This is a genomic window from Nitratireductor soli, assembly GCF_001050155.1.
GTDB lineage: Bacteria > Pseudomonadota > Alphaproteobacteria > Rhizobiales > Rhizobiaceae > Nitratireductor > Nitratireductor soli.
In genome coordinates this window covers 350,273-368,943 of the sequence record NZ_LFVY01000001.1, presented here as the reverse complement: position 1 = coordinate 368,943, position 18,671 = coordinate 350,273, and the positions used below count along the sequence as shown (strand labels likewise).

Genomic DNA, 18,671 nt, shown 5'->3' with positions numbered 1-18,671 from the left:
GCCCCTCATCCGCCTGCCGGCACCTTCTCCCCGTGAACGGGGAGAAGGAGGATGGCCGCAACGCCGACGTCTCCCTCTCCCCGCAGGCGGGGAGAGGGTAAGGGTGAGGGGCGAGCACCATCTCCATAAGGCCAATCGCCAACATCACGGCTCACTCCTCAGTTCCGGCAGAACGCCGGCCGAGACGCTGGCGTTCAGCTTGCCCGAGCGCACCAGCTCGATGGCGTTTTCTAGATCGGGCGCCAGGAAACGATCCTCCTCCAGCTCCGGAACCACCGCACGGATCGCCGCATGCGCCTTGCGGAGCTCGGCGCTGGTCTTCAGGGGGCTGCGGAAATCGACGCCCTGCGCCGCCGTCACCGCCTCGATGCCGATGATGCCGAACAGGTTCTCGCTCATCGGCGTCAGCCGCCGCGCGCCGTGGCAGGCCATCGACACATGGTCTTCCTGGTTGGCCGAAGTGGGTGTCGAATCGACCGAGGCCGGATGCGCCATCTGCTTGTTTTCCGACATCAGCGCCGCCGAGGTGACCTCGGCGATCATCAGGCCGGAGTTCAGCCCCGGCTTCCTGGCCAGAAAGGCCGGCAGGCCGAACGACAGGGCCGGGTCGACCAGGAGCGCGATGCGCCGCTGGGCGATGGCGCCGATCTCGCAGATGGCCAGCGCGATCTGGTCGGCGGCCAGCGCCACCGGCTCGGCGTGGAAATTGCCCCCGGACACCACCTGCCCGTCCGACAGGACCAGCGGATTGTCGGTCACCGCATTGGCCTCGATGACCAAGGTGCGCGCCGCCTGGCGCAGCACGTCGAGGCAGGCGCCATCCACCTGCGGCTGGCAGCGGATGCAATAAGGATCCTGCACCCGCGTATCACCCTCGATGTGGCTTTCGCGGATTTCCGAGCCGTCGAGCAGCGCCGACAGGGCGGCTGCCGTGTCGATCTGCCCCTGATGGCCGCGCAGGGCGTGGATTTCCGGGTGGAACGGTGCCGGCGAGCCCATCGCCGCGTCGGTCGACAGCGCGCCGGTGATCAGCGCCGAACGCGCCGCGCGATGCGCGCGGAACAGGCCGGCCAGCGCCAGCGCGGTCGACACCTGCGTGCCGTTGATCAGCGCGATGCCTTCCTTGGCCTGGAAGACGAGCGGTTCAAGTCCGGCCTTGGCGAGCGCCGCGGCTGCCGGCAGTCTTTCGCCGGCAAAGCATGCTTCGCCCTCGCCCATCATGGCCGCCGCCATATGCGCCAGCGGCGCCAGGTCGCCCGATGCGCCGACCGAGCCCTTTTCGGGGATGACCGGAATGACGCCGCGCGCCAGCATCTCCTCGATCAGGGTAATGAGTTCCATCCGCACGCCCGATGCGCCGCGCCCCAGCGACAGGAGCTTCAGCGCCATGACGAGGCGGACGATGGTTTCGCTGAACGGCACGCCGACGCCGCAGCAATGCGACAGGATCAAATTGCGCTGCAGCGTCTCCACATCGTGCGGTGGGATGCTGACGCTGGCCAGCTTGCCGAAGCCGGTGTTGACGCCGTAGATCGCTTCATTGCCGCGGGCGATGTCGCTGATGCGCTTCGCCGCCGCCTGAATGCCCGGATGACAGGTGGGATCGAGGCGGACCGGCAGCATCTCGCGCCAGATGCGCTCCAGGTCACGGATGGTGACCTTTCCCGGTTTCAGCACAAGCGTCATTCAATGTCTCCCATGATACGGTGATGAAGCGGGTTGAAGCCGATGCGGTAGGCCAGCTCGGCGGGGTGCTCGACGTCCCAGATGGCGATCTCGGCGCGCTTGCCGGCCTCGATTGTGCCGGTCTCGGCGGCCAGGCCCAGCGCGCGGGCGGCTTCGCGCGTGGCGCCGGCCAGCGCCTCTTCCGGCGTCATGCGAAACAGCGTGCAGGCCATGTTGATCGTCAGGAGCAGCGAGGCGAGCGGCGATGAGCCAGGATTGCAGTCGGTGGCAATGGCGATCGGCACGCCCTTTTCCCTGAGCGCCGCGAGCGGCGGATGCTGCGTTTCGCGCAGCGTGTAGAAGGCGCCGGGCAGGAGCACGGCGACCGTGCCGGCCGCGGCCATCGCCGCCACGCCTTCGGCGTCGAGATATTCCAGATGATCGGCCGACAGCGCCCCATAAGAGGCAGCCAGTTTCGCTCCGCCCAGATTGGAAAGCTGCTCCGCATGCAACTTGACCGGCAGGCCGAGTTGCCGCGCCTTGTCGAAGACGCGGGCGATCTGGGCCGGCGAGAAGGCGATGCCTTCGCAGAATCCGTCGACCGCGTCGGCCAGCCCTTCCGCGTGCGCGGCGTCCAGCCCCGGCAGAACCACCTCGTCGATATAGGCATCGGGCCTGTCGCGGTATTCCGCCGGCACGGCATGAGCCGCCAGATAGCTGGTCTTCACCCGGACCGGACGCATCTGCCCGAGCCGGCGCGCCGCGCGCAGCATCTTCAATTCGTCCTCGACGGTCAGCCCGTAGCCGGACTTTATCTCGACCGTCGCCACGCCTTCGGCGATCAGCACGTCGAGCCGCTTCAGCGCGCCCTCGACCAACGCGTCTTCGCCCGTCTTGCGGGTAGCCGTCACGGTGGAGACGATGCCGCCGCCGGCCCGCGCCACCTCCTCGTAGCTGGCGCCTTCCAGCCGCATCTCGAACTCGCGCGCGCGATTGCCGCCGAACACCAGATGCGTGTGACAGTCGATCAGCGCCGGGGTTGCCAGCCGGCCTTTGAAATCAAACCGCTCGACGCCGTTCCAGGTGGCGGGAAGCGCCGACGAAGCGCCGGCCCAGGCAACCCTGCCGCCGGCCAACGCGATCGCCGCATCCTCCACCAGACCATAAGGCGCACCGCCCTGCTGCATGCTTGCCAAGCGGATTCCCGTGATGACACTCTGCTTCATCCCTGGGGACACCTCCCTGAATATCAGGCCCGTCGTTTGGCCACGCTTGTCTATCGTTGTTTTATTGTCTAGGTTTTATGTTATTATGTCTAGACATATCTAATCCAGGAAAAACGCTCCATGCAAGCCATTTTCGCTCGAACCGCCCTCACGCCGAATGGCTGGCGCAAGAATGTCGCGATCGAGATCGACGATGCGGGTCGTATCGCCCGGGTGACACCGGATTCGACACCCGGCGGCGGCGCAACGCAAGTGCCGATGCTTCTGCCGGCAACCGCCAATCTGCACAGCCATACCTTCCAGCGGGCCATGGCCGGGCTGGCCGAGCGGCGCGGACCGCAGGGCCGCGACAGCTTCTGGACCTGGCGCGAGATCATGTATCGCTTCCTGGACCTGCTTTCGCCCGACGACATCGAGACGGTCGCCGCCTTTGCCTTCATGGAAATGCAGGAGGCGGGCTTTGCGGCAGTGGCCGAGTTCCACTACGTCCATCACCAGCCGGGTGGCGTTGCCTATGCCGACATCGGCGAATTGTCGGCGCGCATCGCCGCTGCCGCCTCCCAGACAGGCATCGGCCTGACACTGCTGCCGGTGCTCTATCGCCATGGTGGCGTCGACAAGCGCCCGTTGAAGGGCGGGCAGCAGCGCTTCGGCAACGATCTTGCCGGTTTCGAGAAACTGCTGGCGCGCGCCGAGGACTGCGTTGACGGGCTGCCGGCCGATACGCGGCTGGGCGTTGCCCCCCATTCCTTGCGCGCGGTCGCCCGCGATGATCTGCGGGCTGCATGCGCCATGCGGCCCGGTGCTCCCTTCCACATGCACATCGCCGAGCAGGAGCCCGAGATCGAGGAAGTGCTTGCTGCCTACGGCAAACGCCCGGTCGAATGGCTTCTCGGCGAGTTCGAGGTGGACGAACGCTGGTGTCTCATCCACTGTACGCACATGACGGATGACGAGACCAGAAACCTGGCGCGGACGGGTGCGGTCGCCGGCCTCTGCCCTGTGACGGAAGCCAATCTCGGCGACGGTATTTTCAACGGGCCGCAATTCCGCGCCGCCGGCGGCACGCTCGGCATCGGCTCGGATTCCAACATCCGCATCACAGTCGCCGAGGAACTGCGCCAGCTCGAATACTCGCAGCGCCTGCGCGATCGCGCCCGCGCGGTGCTGCCGGCCCACGGCCAATCGTCGGGCCGCACACTCTATGACGCGGCACTGGCCGGCGGCGCCCGCGCGCTCGGCCGCGACGCGGGGTCGCTGCAGCCCGGAAAATGGGCCGATCTGGTGGCCGTCGAGCCGGCGTCCTTCGCAGGCATGATGGCCGATGACGGCATTCTCGACGGCTGGCTTTTCACCGGCGGCAATGACGCCGTCACCGACCTCTGGTCGGCCGGCCGGCATCGCGTACGCGGCGGCCGGCACGTGGCGCGCGAAGCGATTGCCGCGCGCTACACCACCGCACTGGAAAGGTTGATGGGTTTGCTGTGAGCCCCGAACGCGCCTCCTTCCGCACCATTCGCGACGAGTTGTCGCGCCGCATCGCCGAGCGCATCTGGCTGCCCGGCGCGCTGATCCCCGGCGAAGAGACGCTGGCGCGCGAATTCGGCGCGGCCCGCGCCACCGTCAACCGCGCCCTGCAGGAACTCGCCCGCGCCGGCGTGCTGGAGCGCAAGCGCCGCGCCGGCACGCGTGTGGCCCTGCATCCCGTGCGCGAGGCGCGCTTCATCATTCCCCGGGTCCGCCAGGAAATCGAGGCGCGCGGCTCGGAATACCAGTACCAGCTCCTGAGCTGCGAAGACGAATTGGCGCCCGAAGTCATCTGCGCGCGGCTCAGCCTGCGCACGGCCTCGATGCTGATCCACGTACGCTGCCTCCACATGGCCGACCGCGTCCCCTATCAGTTCGAGGATCGCTGGATCAATCCGGATGCCGTTCCGGCGACGCGCAACGCCGATTTCAGCAATGTCAGCCCGAACGAATGGCTGGTCGGCCATGCGCCCTTCTCCAACGCCGAGTTCACCTTCATGGCGGCGGCAGCGAGCGCCGAGGAAGCCGGCTTGCTGCAGATCCGCCAGGGCGACCCCGTCTTCGTCGGCGAGCGCATCACCTGGATGCGCGCCGAGCCGATCACGCTGGTGCATATGGTGCACCCGTCCTCGCACCGCATGGTGACCCAGCTTTAGCATTTCACGGCGGAACGGAATGTACGGAATGTCCGGCATCCGCACGAAAAGCGGTTCCGATTCTGTGGCCGATGCTGTAGGGCAGGCTTGTTTTCATCGTTTCCGGAAGCCTGCCCATGACCGCCCGCCAAACGCTCATCGCCCCCTCCATCCTGTCTTCCGATTTCTCGCGCCTGGGTGATGAGGTCGAGGCCGTCGCCAATGCCGGCGCCGACTGGATACACCTCGACGTGATGGACGGCCATTTCGTGCCCAACATCACGTTTGGCCCGCCGATCATCAAGGCGATCCGCGGCCGCACCGACAAGGTGTTCGACTGCCATCTGATGATCGCCCCGGCCGACCCCTATCTGGCCGCCTTTGCCGATGCCGGCTGCGACATCATCACCGTTCACGCCGAAGCCGGCCCGCATCTGCACCGCTCGCTGCAGACGATCCGCAATCTCGGCAAGAAAGCCGGCGTGTCGCTGAACCCATCGACGCCGGAAAATGTCCTTGAATACGTTCTCGACGAGCTCGATCTCGTCCTGCTGATGACCGTCAATCCCGGCTTCGGCGGCCAGGCGTTCATCCCGTCGGTGGTGGAAAAGATCCGCCGCATCAAGGCGCTGATCGGCGACCGGCCGATCGACATCGAGATCGATGGCGGCGTCTCGCCGGAGACGGCCGGCGCCGTGGTCGCCGCCGGCGCCAATGTGCTGGTCGCCGGCTCCGCCGTCTTCAAGGGCGATGGCGAACAGGCCTACGCGAAGAACATCGCCGCCATCCGCCAGGCCGCCGGCTGAGCCGATCTGGCGACAAAAAGAAAGCCGCGCGCCCTTTCGGACGCGCGGCTTTTTATTGGCCGTTGACTGAAATCGGGCTTAGCTGCTGCCGCCGTTGAGCACCGTGACGGCGCGGCGGTTCTGCGTCCAGCAGGACAGGTCGTCGCAAGTGGCGACCGGACGTTCCTTACCGTAGGAGATGGTGCGAATGCGGTTTGCCGCAACGCCGCGCGCCACCAGGAAGTCGCGGGCCGACGCGGCGCGCCGCGCGCCCAGCGCCAGATTGTACTCGCGCGTACCGCGCTCGTCCGCATGGCCTTCGACGGTGATCGAATAGCTGCTGTACTTGCCGAGCCACTGGGCCTGGCGGCTCAGAATGCCCTGCGCATCGGCGCGGATGACCGACGAATCCGTGTCGAAGAAAATCCGGTCGCCGATGCTGACCGTGAATTCCTGCTGCGAACCGGGAGCGCCGGCGCCACCGGCGCCAAGGCCGAGATCGGCCGCATTGTTGGGGACCTGTTTGTTCGCACAACCGGCAACGGCAAGCGCCGCGATTAAGGCGATGCAGGCCGGATTTCTGGCGATAGCTGCGATAGAGCGCATGCCGCCTCTCCTTCAAATTAGAGAAATTTTGTTCAACGATCAGTAACCACGTTGCCGTTAAGGACCCCTCAAAAAACGCGGTTAACAAATCCTTTCCGGTCGCACATTTCGACCGTTATCGAGCGCAAACTAGCTCAAAATACGGCGGAAACGCGGCATGTCGGGCCACAGCTACTCCAGCAGCGGCGACCAGGCCGGGTCGGAGCCGAAATTGGCCGTCGGGATTTTCTGCTCGTGCCGGCCGGTCAGATCGATCGAAAAGAGCTGCGGCCCGGCCGAACCGGCCGGCTGGCGGAAGAACATCAGCACCCGCCCGTTCGGCGCCCAGGTCGGTCCCTCCTGCAGGAAGCCCGAAGACAGGATGCGCTCACCCGAGCCATCGGTGCGCATCACGCCGATCTGGAACTCGCCACCCGTCTGCTTGGTGAAGGCGATCAGGTCGCCGCGCGGCGACCAGACCGGCGTCGAATAGGTGCCGTCGCCGAACGAGATGCGTTGCGGATTGCCGCCCTCGGCGCCCATCACATAGATCTGCGCCCTTCCGCCACGGTCGGAGGTGAACACCACCTGGCTGCCGTCCGGCGAATAGGAGGGCGAGGTGTCGATGGCGTTCGATGTCGTCAGCCGCGTCGTGTTGCGGCTGCGCAGATCCATGGCGAAGATGTTGGAATTGCCGTCGTCGCGCAACAGGCTCATGACGATCCTCTGCCCGTTGGGCGAGAAGCGCGGGGCAAACGTCATGCCGGGGAAATTACCGACCAGTTCGCGCTGGCCCGTCTCCAGTTGCAGCAGATAGACCTGCGGCTGGCCGCCCTCATAGGACATGTAGGTGATTTCCTGCCGTGTCGGCGAGAAGCGCGGTGTCAGCACGATCGCCCGGCCATCGGTCAGGAAGCGCTGGTTGGCGCCGTCCTGGTCCATGATGGCGAGCTTCTTGACCCGGTTGTTGCGCGGCCCCGATTCGTCCACATAGACGATGCGCGTGTCGAAATAGCCGGTTTCGCCCGTCAGCCGCTGATAGATGCTGTCGGCGATGATGTGGGCGATGCGTCGCCACTTCTCCTTGCTGGAGAAGAACTGCTCGCCGACAAGCTGCTGGCCGGCATAGGTGTCCCACAGGCGGTACTCGGCGCGCAGCCGGCCATCGCCGGTCTCCGACACCTTGCCGGTGACCAGCGCCTGGGCATTGATCACCGTCCAGTCCTGGAAACGCGGCGCGGCGTCCGGGTTGGAGATCTTCTCGATGAAGGCCTCCTTCTCGATCGGTGCGAACAGGCCGGAGCGCCTGAGATCCGCCTCGATGACGCCAGCGATCTCGGCGCCCTTCCCATCGGCGGAGATGAACTCCGTGATGGCCACAGGCAGCGGCTCGACGACGCCCTTGTTGATGTCGATCTCCACCAGCGCCCGTGCCGGCAGGGTGGCCATCGCCAACCCCGCAGCCATCGCCGCGATCATGAAGGTGGTCTTGATCAGATTCTGCATTTGCTCTTGCCTCTCCCGCTTTGGTTAGGCCACGGTCCCCATCGCCCTTCGGATGGTGCCCTCGTTAAAACATGTCGCTTGGATCGAAATTGACGATGACGTCCGCCCAGGCTTCGTATTTCTCGGCCGGCAGATTGTAGGGCGCGCATTGCAGGACGGCGCGCCGCGCCGATTCCGCCGCCGCCCGCTCGACCACCGACCCATTGCTGCCGGAAATGATGCGCGGGCTGCCCTCGATGGCGCCGCTGGCGTCGAGGCGCAGCTGGATCGAAACCTTCAAATTCTCCGCATCGAGAGCGCCGGCCGGCACGTTCCAGCAACGCTGGATTTGCCCGCGCAGCGCGTCCATCTCGCTCTGGGTCAGCTTTTCGCCCGCCGATTTGCGCTCACCGCCGAGCGAAGCCTGCTGCTCGGAACGCTTCGCCCCGCCGCCGGACGCCTTGTCCTTGTTGAGAAGGGCCGCCACTTCGTCGAACAGCTTGTCGGAATCCTGCGATTTCGGTTTGGCGGCGGTCTTCTGCGCCGGCTCGTCGGCATCCTTGCGCTCGGGTGCCTTCGCCGTGCTCGCCTTGGGAGGTTGCGGCCGCGCCTGCGGCACCGGGGCGTTGTCCGGCAGGGTCACGCTCTCGGCCTTGGGGCTCTCGGCGACAATGGTCTCGGCCACCGGGTCGGGCTTCACGTCCTGCTTCGGCTGCGGCTCGGGGCGAACCTCCGTGGCCGGCACCGGCGTCTTCTCGGCCTTGGCTTCCTGGGTCTCGGGCGTCGGCTTGGGTTCGGGCTTCGGCTGCGGCTTGGGCGAAGGCGGCGGTTCGGCTGCCTGCTCCACCTCGCGCGGCCGCGCCTCGGGCGTCGGCGGCGTCTTCTGGTCGACCTCGTTGTCACCGGCCTTTTGTGCGTCGGGAACGGGATCCGGGCGCTTGGTCGGCTGCGGCGCGGGTTTTTCGGAAAGCGCGGCCTTCTTGTCGCCTTCCTGGATCTGCGTGATCGATTCGATCGGGATGATGTCCACCGGCATGGACTCGACGTCCGTCACCTCATAGGCGCGCGGCGCCGACAGCGAGAACAGGCCGAAGCCAAGCAGCGCCGCATGCAGGGTAACCGATGTGACGAGACCCGCCTTCATCCGGTCAGTTTTCCTGTTCCTGTAAGGTCACAAGGCCGAGATTGCGGTAGCCGGCGGCTGAAATGCGCGCCATCACCTGCATCACCGTGCCGTAGTCGGCCGAGCGGTCGCCGCGCACATAGATGCGCTCCTCATAGCCCGAGCGGGCGATTGCCTGCAGCTTCGCCACCACCTCGTTCAGCGGCACCTCGGTTTCCTGCAGATAGACCTGCCCCTGGTCGTTGACCGAGACGGTGATCGGCTGGGTTTCCGAATTCAGCGCATTGGCCTGCGTCTCCGGCAGGTCGATGGGTACGCCGACCGTCAACAGCGGCGCGGCGACCATGAAGATGATGAGCAGAACCAGCATCACGTCAACGAACGGCGTGACGTTGATTTCCGAGATTACGCCGCCGCGCGCCGCGCGTCTGCCGCGCCGCCGTCCCTTGCTCGCCGTACCGACTGACATTCCCATCGCGTTCTCCTATGCCGCCTTGACGGCGACCTTTTCGTCGATCTGCCGCGACAGGATGGTCGAGAATTCGTCGGCGAAGCCTTCCATCCGGCCGCCCAGTTTGGCAGCGTCCGACGACAATTTGTTGTAGGCGATGACGGCGGGAATGGCCGCCAGCAGGCCCATCGCGGTGGCCAGCAGCGCCTCGGCGATGCCCGGCGCGACCACGGCAAGGTTGGTTGATTTGGAACCGGCGATCGCCTGGAACGAGGTCATGATGCCGACCACCGTGCCGAACAGGCCGATGAACGGCGCCGAGGAGCCGATCGAGGCGAGGAAGCCAAGCTTGCCCTCGAGCCGTTCCATCTCGCGCGTCAGCGCCAGGTCCATCGCCTTGTCGATGCGTGTCTGCAGGCCGATGGGCGAGCGCGCGCCCTTCTCGAAACTCTTCTTCCACTCGCGCATCGCGGCGACGAAGATCGAACCCATGCCCGTGGTCTTGCGCTCCGACAGCGCACGGTAGAGCTCCTCCAGCGACTGGCCCGACCAGAAGGTTTTCTCAAACCGGTTGAGCGCCGTCTGCATCCGCCCGTAGGCGATCACCTTGTCGACGACGATGGCCCAGGTCCAAACGGATGCGGCCAGAAGGCCGATCATCACCAGCTTGACCACCCAGCCGGCCTGCCAGAACAGTGCCCAGATAGACAGCTCCCCACCAGGTGCGGCGAGTGTTACACTTTCCATGGATCAACATCCTCTTAAGATCAGGGCGGCGTACATCCCGTTTCCAGCCGGTTTCGGCCGGTTCCGGTCGCGCCCCCGCTTGCGTGCCGTTGCCTTCGTCCGAACCGAGGCTTTCCCGCAAGATGCTTCACCGCCCTTTATCCGGTAAAATTTGGTGAAAGGAAGGCGCACGGATTCGCGACAGATTTCATGAATTTCTTCATGATCCGTTATGGTTAATTAAGCGTTAGGAATCGGGCCTCAGTCCGCTTTTGGCGCGAATGCGGCGATCCACTCCCTGGGAAACCGCCGCGGCCTGCCCGATGCGCCGATGATTGCCGCCTCGACGCGGGCCTCGACCAGTACGTCGGCACCGCGCAACAGTTTCTGCGCCATGAAGATGCGCGCGCCGGAAATCGCCTCGGTCCGCGTCTCGACGGCGATGATATCGTCGATGCGCGCCGGCTGGCGGAAGTCGATCTCCATGCGCCGCACCACCCAGGCCAGCACCTCGCCATGCTTGCCATCGGCAAGCTCGGCATGATGCACGCCGGCCAGCCGCAGGAAATCCGACCGCCCCCGCTCGAGGAATTCGAGATAGCGCGCGTGATAGACCACGCCGGTAAAATCCGTGTCGGCGAAATAGACACGGGCATGAACGCGGTGTCCGAACGCGGTCAGTTCACCTGACAGGCCGACGGGGTCATGCATCCCGGCCTCCCACTCTGGCGGCGATGCCGGCATGACGCTCGAACCGTTGCTCCCGCACGCCGCCCTGCCACTGGTCCTCGGCAGCCTCACTCACCAGGACGAAGCCGGCGCGTTCATAGAGCCGCCGCGCCGGGCCGAGGCCGTCGAAGGTTGTCAGATAGACGGAGGCAAAGCTCTGCGCATCGGCATGCGCCATAGCCGCTGCCAGAAGGCGCTTGCCAAGCCCGCTGCCCGATGCCGTGTCCGAGACGATGAACCAGCGCAAATGCGCCATCGGCTCGTCGGGACGCGGCGCCTCCAGGCTGATCGTGCCGGCAAGCCGGCTCTGCGCATCCCATTCCGCGGCGAAAAAATCGAAGCCGGGCCTGAAGCCGGTCAGGAAGGCCGCCAGTTCGTGCGCGACCTTCGCTTCGAAAGCGAGGCCGAAATTCCACTCGCGCGCGTAATACGTGGCATGCAGCCCGACGACCTCGGCAATCGTTCCGCTGCGATAGCCAGGCATGCTTTCGGGCACGCTCCCCGGTACGCTGCCAGGTACGCTCATGTGTCGTCCTCAAACAGGCTCGTCTGGCGGGCGGCGAGATCACGGGGAGCCTCAAGCCCGAGATGGCGCCACGCATTGGCCGTCAGCATTCGTCCGCGCGGCGTGCGCTGGATGAAGCCCTGCTGGATCATATAGGGTTCGATGATGTCCTCGATCGCGTCGCGCGGCTCCGACAGGCCGGCCGCGATGGTCTCGATGCCGACCGGTCCACCGCCGAAATTGCCGGCGATCATGTTGAGGTAGCGCCGGTCGAGCTGGTCAAGCCCCAGCGCATCCACCTCGAGCCGCAGCAGCGCCTCGTCGGCGACCTTGCGGTCGACGGTCTCGGCACCGGCGACGGAGGCAAAATCGCGCACGCGGCGCAGAAGCCGACCGGCGATGCGCGGCGTGCCGCGCGCCCGTCGCGCAATCTCGATGGCGCCATCCTCGCTCATCGGCAGCGACAGGATGCGCGCGCCGCGCGTGACGATCTTTTCAAGCTCGTCGACCGTGTAGAAATCGAGCCGAACCGGGATGCCGAAGCGGTCGCGCAGCGGATTGGTGATCAGGCCGAGCCTGGTCGTCGCCGCCACCAGCGTGAACCGCGCCAGGTCGATCTTCACCGAGCGCGCCGCCGGCCCCTCGCCGATGATCAGGTCGAGCTGGAAATCCTCCATCGCCGGATAGAGAATTTCCTCCACCGCCGGGTTGAGCCGGTGGATCTCGTCGATGAACAGCACGTCGCGGTCTTCGAGATTGGTCAAAAGCGCGGCCAGATCGCCGGCCCGGGCGATGACCGGGCCGGAAGTGGAGCGGAAATTGACGCCCAGTTCGCGCGCCATGATCTGCGCCAGCGTCGTCTTGCCGAGACCCGGCGGGCCGACGAACAAGACATGATCGAGCGCCTCGCCACGGCCGCGCGCCGCCTCGACGAACACCTTGAGGTTGGCGCGCGCCGCCTTCTGGCCGACGAACTCGTCGAGCGACTGCGGCCGCATCGTGGCGTCGATGTCCTCACCACGCTGCGCCGCGGAGATCAGGCGGTCGTCGTCGCTCATGAAAGAAGTTCCATTCCGGGGATGCGGGCAGCCGCGCTGCGATCAAACGTGACGGTACGGGAGCAGCCCGCAACCTTCCCGGATTCTGCAATCAGACGGTCGGCGATATCGGACGACGATGGATCACCGATCGAAAGAAGCTCGGTCAAACGCTCCCCGTGTTCGAATTCAAACTCGGGACTGGACAAGAGTTGGCGTAGTGCAGCCGCCACGTCCGAGCGCGTATAGCCGAAACGGCGCTTCAGCACCCAGAGAGCTTCGAGAAGCACGATAGCGCTGACGAAAACAGGATCGCTGCCGCTTCGATTGGCGAAGAAGTCACGAACCACATCGACCTGACCGGCATGATCTACGACGAGAAACCGCAGCAGCACGTTTGTGTCTATGCCGATCAAGGGTTTTTCTCTTCCCACTCACGCATGACGCGTTCGTCATCTTCCGCCGCTGCTTCCTCTGCCGCCGCAGCAATTGCCATGTCCAGTTCTTCATCACTGAACTTGAGGCCGCTCGGCGGTGGACCCAAGATGCCCATGAGATCCACCGCACGTACATTGCGCGGACGGACCCAGGTTCTACCATTTTCCTCGACGAATTCCACACGATCGCCAGGCTTCAAGCCGTGACGGTCGCGAACCTCCTTGGGCAGGGTGATCTGCCCCTTGGTCGTTATTTTCGCCAGCACGCCCATTTCTGCTAGTCGCCTTTTCGTTCTGCGTACTTTCCTTACATCCTAAAATAGTAAGGAAAAAAGAAAAGGCAAGGAACATTCGCTCCCACCTTTCCATGCTGCGCCGACTTCATCGCGCCAGTTCCTTGAGCCCGAGCCGGATCAGCGTTCCCGCGTCCGCCCCCTCGCCTGCCGCTTTCAAGGCCAGGGCAATCGCATTGGCGGCGATGTCGCGCGAGTAGCCGAGATTGGCAAGTGCCGAGACCGCGTCGGCCATCGGCGCTGGCGCTACGCCTTCGCCAAGCTCCTGCTTCAGGCCGATCGTGCCCGTCGCATCGCCGGCAAAGGCCGGCGCCTTGCTCTTCAGTTCCGTGATGATGCGCTCGGCGACCTTCTTGCCGACGCCGGGCGCGCGCGCCACCATCGCCACGTCCTTCAGGGCGATCGCATTGGCCAGTTCGGCGGGCGACAGGGTCGACAGCACCGACAGCGCCACCTTGGCGCCGACGCCCTGCACATTGTTCTGCAGCATGCGGAACCATTCGCGTTCGAGCGTGGTGCGGAAGCCGTAGAGACGGATCATGTCCTCGCGCACATAGGTTTCGATGAACAGGGCAACGGCCGTGCCGGCTTCCAGCCCCGACAGCGTGCGCAAGGGACAGAAGGCCACATAGCCGACCCCGCCCACGTCGATGATGCAGTGATCCTCGCCGATCTCGTCGACGAGCCCCTTCAATTTGCCGATCATTTCAGTGTTTCCAGTGCCAGACGGGCGGTGACGGATTGACGATGGTGGGCATGGCAGATGGCGATGGCGATGGCGTCGGCCGCGTCGTCCGTGTCGAAACGCGCCTTCGGCATCAGCACCTTGACCATCATGTGAATCTGCTTCTTGTCGCCATGCCCGACGCCGATCACCGCCTTCTTGACGGCATTCGGCGCATATTCGGCGACACGCAGGCCGGCGCGCGCCGGCACCAGCATGGCGATGCCGCGCGCCTGGCCGAGCTTCAGCGTCGCGCTCGCATTCGTATTGACGAAGGTCGATTCGACGGCCGCCTCCTCGGGCATATGCTCATGCAGCACAGCCGCCAGCCCGTCATGCAGCTGGCACAGCCGCGAGGCGAGATCGGCCTTGTCGTCGGAGCGCACCGTGCCGGCCTCGACGAAGCGCAGTGAATTGCCCTGCGCCTCGATGATGGCCCAGCCGGTACGCCGGAGCCCAGGGTCGATGCCGATGATGCGAATCGCGATGTTCATGGCATCACCATAGCCGTGGGCAGGCCCATTGCCACGCGATGACTGCGCTCCGTAGAGCAATTAGCCTTTTGCATGCTACTCGAAGGAACAGACAACTGGTCGAACTGGACACCAGTCTCATTCTTCTGGCCATGACGATCGCCGCCGCCGGCGTCGTGCGCGGCCTGTCCGGCTTCGGCACAGGCATGATCGTCGCCCCGGTGGCGGCCGCTCTCTACGACCCGGTCACCGCCGTGGTGCTGCTGGTCATCATCGATTCCCTGCCGACCCTGCCCTTGACCATCCCGGTCATGAAGATCGCTCGCTGGCGCGAAATCCTGCCGATCCTCGCCGGCTTCGCCCTGTTCGTCCCGCTCGGCATCTTTATTCTGAAGAACGGCAACGAAACGGCGTTGCGCTGGCTGATCTGCCTGGCGATTCTCGTCTGCGCCGCGACGCTGTGGAGCGGTTGGCGCTATCGCGGGCCGCGCGGATTGCCGGTCTCGCTCAGTGTCGGCGGCCTGGCGGGCGTCCTGTCGGGCATCGCCTCGATCCCCGGCCCGCCGGTGATCATCTACTGGCTGGCGTCCGGCATGCCGACCGCCATCGTCCGGGCCAATCTGCTCGCCCTGTTCCTCCTCAGCGAACTGCTCGCGGCCGCCAATCTGTGGGCGGCGGACCTGTTCGACCGGCCGCGCATCATGCTCGGCCTGTTCATGATCCCGGTCTATGTGCTGGGTCTGTTCGCCGGCTGGCGCCTCTACGGCAGGGCAAGCGACGCCACTTACCGGCGCGTCGCCTTCACGCTGATCGTCGCGGCGGCTTTTCTGGCGCTGCCGGCGACGGAAATGCTCGCCCGCTGGCTGATCAGCGGTGGCCGAATGCTGTTTTCAGAAGGGTGATCTGGTCGAACACCGGATTGGTGTTCGAAGCATCCGCATCGTCCGCTCGCGGCTTCGGCGATCCGTAGATCTCCTCGTCCATGCGGCGCACCAGATCCTGCAATCTCAGTGAGCGCACGACGAGATTGCGAAAGGCGTCCGGCAGTTCGGCCCAGCCAAGGGCCTGATCCTGCGGTGAATTGGTATCGAGGCGAACCTTCGACTTTTCGGCAGCCACCTGCTCGCGCGTCATCTCGCCGGCATTGGCGGCGCGCTGCAGCAGCAGCCATGAGGCGAGTTGCATGAGCCGTGTGGTGAGCCGCATGGATTCGGCCGCATAAAGGGTGGCACCGGCCTGCGACAGGAGCTTGGCGGCCGCCCGGCCATCGCCGTCGAGATACTCGGCAGCCTCTTCGACCAGACCCATGCCCTGATTGTAAAGCGGTTTGAACGAACCCGAGAAGACACGATGCTCGGCCAACTTGATCGTGGTCGCGCGACCGCTCCCGACTTCAATCATTATGTTTACGCCCCACCACTACTGACTTGCCCGGTTCGACGCCCGGAACGGAGTTCAATCATATTTGAACCGCACCCTCAATGGCATCGGCTCATGGCGAAAATGCGCTTGTGCACAGCCGATGGCAAGTTTTTCCTTAACAAAAGGTTAACGCCTCGTCCGGACAAAAAAAGAGCCGCGTTCGCGGCTCTCAGGAGTTTAAACAGGGAGGCGTCAAACAGAATGGCTCCAGCCACTCGGTAAGAATCCAGATCACTGGATAAACACAGTAAACGCACGTAAAGCTTAACGAATGGTTAAGGTTGGCGGCGATCATTGTGTCAAATACCGCCGAGCATGCCTGCCTGGATCACACGGCCCTGGCCATTTCGCGAAGCCGGAATTTCTGAATCTTCCCTGTCGAAGTCTTTGGAATTTCAGCAAAAACGACGTTCTTTGGACATTTGAATCGCGCCAGGAGCGACCGGCAATGGTCGAGAAGCTCCTGCTCGCTTGCCTGCCGGCCCGGCTTCAGTTCGACGAACGCAATGGGCGTTTCGCCCCATTTTTCGTCCGCTTTCGCCACCACGCCGCAGGCGGCAACGGCCGGGTGTTTGTACAATGCGTCCTCCACCTCGATGGAGGAGATGTTCTCGCCGCCGGAGATGATGATGTCCTTCGACCGGTCCTTGAGCTGGATGTAGCCGTCAGGGTGCATGACGCCCAGATCGCCGGAATGGAACCACCCGCCGGCGAATGCTTCATCCGAAGCCTGCCGGTTTTTCAGATAGCCTTTCATGACGATGTTGCCGCGAAACAGCACCTCGCCGATCGTCTCGCCATCGGCCGGTGTCGGAACCATCGTTTCCGGATCCATCACGGTCAATCCTTCGAGCGCCGCGTAGCGCACGCCCTGGCGCGCCTTGCGCGCCGCCTGGCCCGCGCCGTCGAGCGCGTCCCAATCGTCCTTCCACTCATTCACCACCGCCGGACCGTAGGTCTCGGTCAGGCCGTAGAGATGGGTCACGGCAAAACCTGTTTCGGCCATGCCGGAAAGCACGGATTCGGGCGGCGGCGCCGCGGCCGTGTTGAAGGTCACCGTCTGCGTGAAGGCCCGCTTCTCCGCTTCCGGGGCGTTGATGAGCGCCGACATGACGACCGGCGCGCCGCACAGATGCGTCACGCCGTGCTCGGCAATCGCATCATACATCGCCTTGGCCCTGACCCAGCGCAGGCAGACATGAATGCCGCCCTGCAGCGCCAGCGTCCAGGGAAAGCACCAGCCATTGCAGTGGAACATGGGCAGCGTCCACAGATAGACCGGCTCACGCCCCATGCCGGCATGGACCGTGTTGGCGTAGGCCATCAGGGCCGCGCCGCGATGGTGATAGACGACGCCCTTCGGATTGCCCGTCGTGCCCGATGTATAGTTGAGCGAGATCGCGTCCCACTCGTCGTCGGGCATCGACCAGGCGAAACCGGCATCGCCCGATGCGACGAAATCCTCATAGTCGACGCCGCCGATCCGCGCGCCCTTCGCGTAGGGAGCATCGTCCGGATATTCGGGGTCGTCGTAGTCGATCACCAGCGGCTTGACCTCGGCCAGCGCCAGCGCCTCTTTCATCACCCCGGAAAACTCGCGATCGACGATGACCACCTTGCTTTCGGCATGGTCGAGTTGGAACGCGATGACCGGCGCATCGAGCCGCGTGTTGAGCGAATGCAGCACCGCTTTCGTCATCGGCACGCCGTGATGGGCTTCCAGCATGGGCGGCGTGTTCGACAGCATCACCGTCACCGTGTCGCCCTTGCCGATGCCGTGGCGGACAAGCGCCGAAGCCAGCCTCAGCGAACGCTGCCAGAATTCCGCATAGGACAGGCGCATCGCCCCATGGATGATCGCCGTCCGCTCGGGAAAGACCTTCGCCGCCCGCTCCAGCAGGACCAGCGGCGTCAGGGGCTGATGATTGGCGGGATTCTTGTCGAGATCCCGTTCATAGGAATTGCCGGCCACCAAAATCCTCCCGCTGCTTTTCGCCCTATTAAGCACAAGCTCCCGAACCCGTCACCATCCCAGCAGATCGGATGCCCCATCGTGGATGAGCTTCAACGAAACGATGAACACCATGCAATACATGAAGGGGTAGAAGACGGACGGCTTGATGCGCCGGACGATCCACACCCCCGCCAGCGTGGCCAGCGGCGCCAACGGCATCAGCACTGCCGACGCCATCAGGTTCGACCGGTCGAACTGGCCGAGCGCCAGATATGGAACCAGCTTCACCGCATTGACCACGGCGAAGAAGACGACGCTGGTGCCGGTGTAGCGTTTGGGATCGTGCTTCAGCGGCAGCGCATAGACCTGGAACGGCGGCCCCCCGGCATGCGCCACGAAACTGGTGAAGCCGGCCACCATGCCCCAGAACGTTCCGCGTGGCCGGCTGTGGCTGGCGGTGCGCTCGCGCCCGCCAAGCCGCTCCATGAGCCAGCGCAGGAAGAAGGCCAGCGTGACGAGGCCGACGATCAGCCGCACATGCCCTTCCGTCACCACCGCCGCCGTTGCCCAGCCGATCGCGATGCCGACGAGCGCGCCGGGCAACATGATGGAAAGCGTCCGGCGGTCGAACGACCCGCGCCAGGCCCAAAGCGAGACCATATCCATGACGATCAGGATCGGCAGCAGGATGGCGGCTGCCTGCACCGGCGGAACGACCAGCGTCACCAGCGGCACGCCGAGCAGCGCCATGGCGCCGCCGAACCCACCCTTCGAAAGGCCGACGAGAATGACGGCCGGGACGGCCGCCAGATAGAATGTGGGATCGGAGAGAATGGGCATCGCAAGAGCTTGGCTGGACTGCCCGACAACCGGGCGACGACACGCATAA

General features: G+C 64.9%; 21 protein-coding genes. 4 read left to right on the top strand and 17 right to left on the bottom strand.

All coding sequences use genetic code 11. The features are described from left to right. Window positions 1–144 precede the first annotated feature (144 nt). Both hutH and hutI read right to left on the bottom strand, forming a co-directional pair. On the bottom strand, window positions 145–1,686 hold the full coding sequence (gene hutH / locus AB843_RS01775) for a histidine ammonia-lyase (RefSeq protein ID WP_048645042.1): 1,542 nt from the start codon (window positions 1,684–1,686) through the stop codon (window positions 145–147). Beyond that, window positions 1,683–2,891: an imidazolonepropionase gene (gene hutI / locus AB843_RS01770; RefSeq protein ID WP_048645041.1), complete on the bottom strand. Its 1,209-nt coding sequence runs from the start codon at window positions 2,889–2,891 to the stop codon at window positions 1,683–1,685. The genes hutH and hutI overlap by 4 nt, the downstream gene beginning before the upstream one ends. Before the next feature lie 120 nt (window positions 2,892–3,011). Here hutI and AB843_RS01765 point away from each other — a divergent pair, with 120 nt between their 5' ends. The 3 genes from AB843_RS01765 to rpe all read left to right on the top strand — a co-directional run bounded on the left by AB843_RS01765 (window position 3,012) and on the right by rpe (window position 5,859). Further along, complete coding sequence (locus AB843_RS01765; protein ID WP_048645040.1) at window positions 3,012–4,379, top strand: formimidoylglutamate deiminase; 1,368 nt, start codon at window positions 3,012–3,014, stop codon at window positions 4,377–4,379. Continuing rightward, window positions 4,376–5,074, top strand: a complete 699-nt coding sequence (locus AB843_RS01760; RefSeq protein WP_048645039.1) for a histidine utilization transcriptional repressor HutC — start codon at window positions 4,376–4,378, stop codon at window positions 5,072–5,074. The genes AB843_RS01765 and AB843_RS01760 overlap by 4 nt, the downstream gene beginning before the upstream one ends. A gap of 116 nt (window positions 5,075–5,190) precedes the next feature. Continuing rightward, on the top strand, window positions 5,191–5,859 hold the full coding sequence (rpe, locus tag AB843_RS01755; RefSeq protein ID WP_048645038.1) for a ribulose-phosphate 3-epimerase: 669 nt from the start codon (window positions 5,191–5,193) through the stop codon (window positions 5,857–5,859). A gap of 78 nt (window positions 5,860–5,937) precedes the next feature. Here the strand turns inward: rpe and pal are convergent, their stop codons facing one another. The 12 genes from pal to ruvC all read right to left on the bottom strand — a co-directional run bounded on the left by pal (window position 5,938) and on the right by ruvC (window position 14,427). After that, a complete protein-coding gene (pal, locus tag AB843_RS01750) occupies window positions 5,938–6,444 on the bottom strand; it encodes a peptidoglycan-associated lipoprotein Pal (RefSeq protein ID WP_048645037.1) in 507 nt (168 codons plus the stop codon). A 171-nt stretch (window positions 6,445–6,615) separates the two neighbouring features. Further along, entirely contained in the window at window positions 6,616–7,929 is a 1,314-nt protein-coding gene (tolB, locus tag AB843_RS01745; protein WP_048645036.1) for a Tol-Pal system beta propeller repeat protein TolB, read from the bottom strand. 64 nt (window positions 7,930–7,993) lie between these two features. Then, on the bottom strand, window positions 7,994–9,052 hold the full coding sequence (locus AB843_RS01740; protein ID WP_048645035.1) for a hypothetical protein: 1,059 nt from the start codon (window positions 9,050–9,052) through the stop codon (window positions 7,994–7,996). A gap of 4 nt (window positions 9,053–9,056) precedes the next feature. Then, complete coding sequence (tolR, locus tag AB843_RS01735) at window positions 9,057–9,506, bottom strand: protein TolR (protein WP_048645034.1); 450 nt, start codon at window positions 9,504–9,506, stop codon at window positions 9,057–9,059. A gap of 9 nt (window positions 9,507–9,515) precedes the next feature. Continuing rightward, window positions 9,516–10,229: a protein TolQ gene (gene tolQ, locus AB843_RS01730; RefSeq protein WP_048645033.1), complete on the bottom strand. Its 714-nt coding sequence runs from the start codon at window positions 10,227–10,229 to the stop codon at window positions 9,516–9,518. Between the two features lie 240 nt (window positions 10,230–10,469). Then, complete coding sequence (gene ybgC / locus AB843_RS01725; protein WP_048645032.1) at window positions 10,470–10,919, bottom strand: tol-pal system-associated acyl-CoA thioesterase; 450 nt, start codon at window positions 10,917–10,919, stop codon at window positions 10,470–10,472. Then, window positions 10,912–11,463, bottom strand: coding sequence for a GNAT family N-acetyltransferase (locus tag AB843_RS01720; protein ID WP_244467870.1), 552 nt, complete (start codon window positions 11,461–11,463; stop codon window positions 10,912–10,914). The genes ybgC and AB843_RS01720 overlap by 8 nt, the downstream gene beginning before the upstream one ends. After that, complete coding sequence (ruvB, locus tag AB843_RS01715) at window positions 11,460–12,500, bottom strand: Holliday junction branch migration DNA helicase RuvB (protein ID WP_048645031.1); 1,041 nt, start codon at window positions 12,498–12,500, stop codon at window positions 11,460–11,462. Before ruvB ends, AB843_RS01720 begins: the two co-directional genes overlap by 4 nt. Continuing rightward, on the bottom strand, window positions 12,497–12,895 hold the full coding sequence (locus AB843_RS01710; protein WP_048645030.1) for a type II toxin-antitoxin system VapC family toxin: 399 nt from the start codon (window positions 12,893–12,895) through the stop codon (window positions 12,497–12,499). The genes ruvB and AB843_RS01710 overlap by 4 nt, the downstream gene beginning before the upstream one ends. Beyond that, entirely contained in the window at window positions 12,892–13,188 is a 297-nt protein-coding gene (locus AB843_RS01705) for an AbrB/MazE/SpoVT family DNA-binding domain-containing protein (RefSeq protein ID WP_048645029.1), read from the bottom strand. Before AB843_RS01705 ends, AB843_RS01710 begins: the two co-directional genes overlap by 4 nt. A 109-nt stretch (window positions 13,189–13,297) precedes the next feature. Next, the gene (gene ruvA, locus AB843_RS01700) at window positions 13,298–13,915 is read right to left on the bottom strand and encodes a Holliday junction branch migration protein RuvA (protein WP_048645028.1); all 618 of its coding nucleotides are present in this window, start codon (window positions 13,913–13,915) and stop codon (window positions 13,298–13,300) included. Next, window positions 13,912–14,427, bottom strand: coding sequence for a crossover junction endodeoxyribonuclease RuvC (ruvC, locus tag AB843_RS01695; RefSeq protein WP_048645027.1), 516 nt, complete (start codon window positions 14,425–14,427; stop codon window positions 13,912–13,914). The genes ruvA and ruvC overlap by 4 nt, the downstream gene beginning before the upstream one ends. A 68-nt stretch (window positions 14,428–14,495) precedes the next feature. Here ruvC and AB843_RS01690 point away from each other — a divergent pair, with 68 nt between their 5' ends. Continuing rightward, the gene (locus tag AB843_RS01690) at window positions 14,496–15,308 is read left to right on the top strand and encodes a sulfite exporter TauE/SafE family protein (protein ID WP_244467869.1); all 813 of its coding nucleotides are present in this window, start codon (window positions 14,496–14,498) and stop codon (window positions 15,306–15,308) included. Here AB843_RS01690 and rcdA read toward each other — a convergent pair. The 3 genes from rcdA to AB843_RS01675 all read right to left on the bottom strand — a co-directional run bounded on the left by rcdA (window position 15,274) and on the right by AB843_RS01675 (window position 18,622). Beyond that, window positions 15,274–15,807, bottom strand: a complete 534-nt coding sequence (gene rcdA / locus AB843_RS01685; RefSeq protein WP_048645025.1) for a protease adaptor protein RcdA — start codon at window positions 15,805–15,807, stop codon at window positions 15,274–15,276. The genes AB843_RS01690 and rcdA overlap by 35 nt on opposite strands. A gap of 349 nt (window positions 15,808–16,156) precedes the next feature. Beyond that, on the bottom strand, window positions 16,157–17,800 hold the full coding sequence (locus AB843_RS01680) for an acyl-CoA synthetase (protein WP_048645024.1): 1,644 nt from the start codon (window positions 17,798–17,800) through the stop codon (window positions 16,157–16,159). A 51-nt stretch (window positions 17,801–17,851) separates the two neighbouring features. After that, window positions 17,852–18,622 carry a sulfite exporter TauE/SafE family protein gene (locus AB843_RS01675; protein ID WP_048645023.1) on the bottom strand — a complete coding sequence of 257 codons (771 nt, stop codon included), beginning with the start codon at window positions 18,620–18,622 and terminating at the stop codon, window positions 17,852–17,854. Window positions 18,623–18,671: the final 49 nt, after the last annotated feature.

Coding starts and splice junctions, on each gene's coding strand:
- ybgC (WP_048645032.1), bottom strand. CDS start 10,919: ATGCATGACCCCGTCGGCCTGTCAGGTGAACTGACCGCGTTCGGACAC.
- rpe (WP_048645038.1), top strand. CDS start 5,191: ATGACCGCCCGCCAAACGCTCATCGCCCCCTCCATCCTGTCTTCCGAT.
- AB843_RS01675 (WP_048645023.1), bottom strand. CDS start 18,622: ATGCCCATTCTCTCCGATCCCACATTCTATCTGGCGGCCGTCCCGGCC.
- tolB (WP_048645036.1), bottom strand. CDS start 7,929: ATGCAGAATCTGATCAAGACCACCTTCATGATCGCGGCGATGGCTGCG.
- tolQ (WP_048645033.1), bottom strand. CDS start 10,229: ATGGAAAGTGTAACACTCGCCGCACCTGGTGGGGAGCTGTCTATCTGG.
- hutI (WP_048645041.1), bottom strand. CDS start 2,891: ATGAAGCAGAGTGTCATCACGGGAATCCGCTTGGCAAGCATGCAGCAG.
- AB843_RS01765 (WP_048645040.1), top strand. CDS start 3,012: ATGCAAGCCATTTTCGCTCGAACCGCCCTCACGCCGAATGGCTGGCGC.
- AB843_RS01720 (WP_244467870.1), bottom strand. CDS start 11,463: ATGAGCGTACCTGGCAGCGTACCGGGGAGCGTGCCCGAAAGCATGCCT.
- tolR (WP_048645034.1), bottom strand. CDS start 9,506: ATGGGAATGTCAGTCGGTACGGCGAGCAAGGGACGGCGGCGCGGCAGA.
- ruvB (WP_048645031.1), bottom strand. CDS start 12,500: ATGAGCGACGACGACCGCCTGATCTCCGCGGCGCAGCGTGGTGAGGAC.
- ruvA (WP_048645028.1), bottom strand. CDS start 13,915: ATGATCGGCAAATTGAAGGGGCTCGTCGACGAGATCGGCGAGGATCAC.
- AB843_RS01740 (WP_048645035.1), bottom strand. CDS start 9,052: ATGAAGGCGGGTCTCGTCACATCGGTTACCCTGCATGCGGCGCTGCTT.
- rcdA (WP_048645025.1), bottom strand. CDS start 15,807: ATGATTGAAGTCGGGAGCGGTCGCGCGACCACGATCAAGTTGGCCGAG.
- pal (WP_048645037.1), bottom strand. CDS start 6,444: ATGCGCTCTATCGCAGCTATCGCCAGAAATCCGGCCTGCATCGCCTTA.
- ruvC (WP_048645027.1), bottom strand. CDS start 14,427: ATGAACATCGCGATTCGCATCATCGGCATCGACCCTGGGCTCCGGCGT.
- AB843_RS01705 (WP_048645029.1), bottom strand. CDS start 13,188: ATGGGCGTGCTGGCGAAAATAACGACCAAGGGGCAGATCACCCTGCCC.
- hutH (WP_048645042.1), bottom strand. CDS start 1,686: ATGACGCTTGTGCTGAAACCGGGAAAGGTCACCATCCGTGACCTGGAG.